The organism is Streptomyces mutabilis (assembly GCF_014649815.1).
Taxonomy (GTDB): Bacteria; Actinomycetota; Actinomycetes; order Streptomycetales; family Streptomycetaceae; genus Streptomyces; species Streptomyces mutabilis.
The window spans coordinates 1-2,835 of sequence record NZ_BMTT01000059.1 but is presented as its reverse complement, the minus strand read 5'-3'; the positions used below and the strand labels follow the sequence as shown (position 1 = coordinate 2,835).

The 2,835-nt window shown below is 33.6% G+C and carries 3 protein-coding genes; all 3 read right to left on the bottom strand.

Annotated features, from left to right (window positions below):
* Positions 1-623: RepB family plasmid replication initiator protein (locus tag IE142_RS39535; protein WP_191889382.1), on the bottom strand; the 623-nt coding region annotated here is incomplete at its 3' end.
* Positions 624-1,290: 667 nt separating this feature from the next.
* Complete coding sequence (locus IE142_RS39530; RefSeq protein ID WP_080034611.1) at positions 1,291-1,896, bottom strand: mobilization protein; 606 nt, start codon at positions 1,894-1,896, stop codon at positions 1,291-1,293.
* Positions 1,799-2,835: relaxase/mobilization nuclease domain-containing protein (locus tag IE142_RS39525; RefSeq protein WP_229831189.1), on the bottom strand; the 1,037-nt coding region annotated here is incomplete at its 5' end. The genes IE142_RS39530 and IE142_RS39525, both read right to left, overlap by 98 nt.

The window sequence follows — 2,835 nt, the reverse complement described above, 5'->3', positions numbered from 1 at the left end:
CCTTTTTTTGCCTTTATTTTATTGATATTAAGGTTATTAAAAATAAAGCCTAATTCTTTAATGATAGGGGCTAATACTTTTTGATTAATATTTGTCATACGGTAACTATTAGGAATATCCAGCCGTTCTCTAAAATCATCAATTTTAATTTTTACATAGCCAGTATGTTTATACTGCTTAAGTATTCTGAACATATGCTTAGAATATGTAGATTTAAGGTGTGTCATTTCTTTAAGTTCAAATTTAGTGAAGTTACTAGTTAATGAATTAATAATATGTTCTAAATCTGGATTAACACCAATAGCCACATACTCTTTATCTTTATAAATTTCTACTTTAGTAAAAAGAATAAATTTTCTAATAACATTCTCAGTTTCTTCTCTATATGTTAAAGAGAAAACTTTGTCATAGAATTTTTCTAAATCTTGAATAAAAAGCTTTTTATCATGACTATAGTAATTACTTAATTCTTTTAATTCTTCAAATGGCACATTAACAGTCAAATTGCCTTTATCTTTTAATTTATTACACAAAGTAAAAAATAGATTAACTTCAGTATTATTAAATTTTCTCAGTGGAACTAAATTCATATCATTTTTATATACTACTGTTTCTCCACTCAACTAACTCCACTCCAATCTAAAAGAAACCTATATAGAATAAAGATTCCTATTAACTTTAATTGTAAATACTTATAATCACTATGTTATAAACAATAATAACATAAAGAAACCTAATATAAAAAAAGTTTCTTTAGTTTAATGATTGGTTGCCTTTAGTTTAATGATTGGTTGCCTTTAGTTTAATGATTGGTTGCCTTTAACATTTCAAATCTATTGTCACTCTAAGGATCAAATGACTCCTAAAAAGGTTTTAAAAAGATTTATAAAAAGATATTAAAAAGTTCGGGGCAATTTGCCCCTCACAAATTCAAAAGACAAAAAGGAAACCCACCACATTTGTGGTGGGTTTTTATTATTTAAAAAAGTAATAAGTGATATAACTTTAATGCAGCGCATGTGCTATTCTTCATTTTCCATATCTTTTACAACCTTTAATATCGGTGTGATTAGTAATGATAAAATAAATGCTGATTCTAAAATCAGAAAAATATTTGTTCCTTCAAAAAATATTAAGTTGACCACATATCCAAAAAGACAAAATACAATAAAAAAACAAATAAAGTGAACAATAGAATTCAAGGCGAGCACTCCTTTTTGGTTTCTACGCTATTTTAAGCTTGATATAGCTTCTTCATTAAACAAAAGGTAATTTTCTATTTATTTTGTATTAAAGACGCTCATATGCTTTTAAAATGGCATATATAAGCACTCCAAATAAAATATAAGGTACAAGATAGAAAACAAGCATGAAATAACGCCATGCTGAATGCCCCGTTTTAAGCACGTGGTTCAGCCATTCGTAAAAATGTTGGACGCCTAACCAGTCACCTAAGGGACTTATAACTAAAAAGGCGACCATCACTAAGGCAACGATAAAAAACATGGCTGTGATGCCTTTAGTTAAACGATGTATGACTTGATCATATTGTTTAATCACTATTGCGTTGCTCTTCATACGTTCATCAATCATTTTTTTATAATTATTATTGGCTTGTCGCAGTTCGGATTGGTTGTTTTGAACTTCCTTAACTACGTTTTGTGTGTCTGTTTTGACATCTTCTAATTCTTTTTGTATAGCTGTGTGAAAATCTTGTTTTAAATTATCGCTATTAATCCGTTCAATATAATGTCTTGCCGCGCTTATAAAACGCTTTTGTGTGAAGTCTGTGGCTTGATTAAAGTTCGAGGCCGTGGTCTCGATCGATGTTAATAATTGGTCGTGACGTTGGTTTCTCTCGTACTCTCTTTTCTCGATCTCTTCGAGCCTTTTCATCAACAAGTCTTGCTGATTCTGCAGCTTGTCGGCGACGCTCAAGCTCATTTGTGTCTTGGGCGAATTGGTCCCAATCTGATTGAGTGACGCCTGTATCTCGTTCAGTTGATTCATGACGGTTTGAAGTTGATCGTTTTGGCTGGAAGTTCGTGTCTGATTTATGTTTTTGTTGTTGTCGTCGTTGTATTTGTCTTTCAAAGCCATGTTGGATGCCTCCTTTATTGTAATCTTCGCCCAATTTACGCCCGCGTACTTTTTTATTTTCAGCTAAATGCCGATAGGTAATGCTTTTGGGGGTAACACGTTCAATCGTAATACCATGTTGATTCAGATGTTTTTGAAATTCTTCCATATTTGTCGCTGTTGATTGGTCAATTGCCTCACGTATGTCATCTTTCCATGAGTATTGTGCTGTCGACGTCGTGTTAGGGTCGGCAATCGCTTTTTCTGTTTGGGTATAACGTAAGCGTGCTGTGTCTTTCTCAGGCACGCTCAACCCCTGTGCTCGACAAACCTCGTCGTTGAACGCTCTCACATCGCGTAGGGCTTGTTTATTATTGTTAAATTTCTTACCTGTATTGAGGTCAATTGAATTAAGTACAATATGATTGTGTACATGGTTTGTATCTGCATGCGTATAGACGGCGACTTGATGATTGGGGACGAGTTTTTCAGCAAGCGCTAATCCTAATTGGTTACATTGTTCGGGCGTCACTTCGCCAGGTTGAAACGATTGGATAATGACATGCCCTTGATTACCGTCTGTTTTGCCATACAATTCACGAGCGGCTTTAAAACTAGATTTGGCATAGTCCACGTCACAATTTAAGCCACTTTTCTCAACGGCACGTTTTTCAGCGTAATTGATGGCCCGTGATGTTGATTTAGTCGCACTTAATTTAGTTGTTGCCATTGGTATCACGCGCTTTTTTCTTTTTA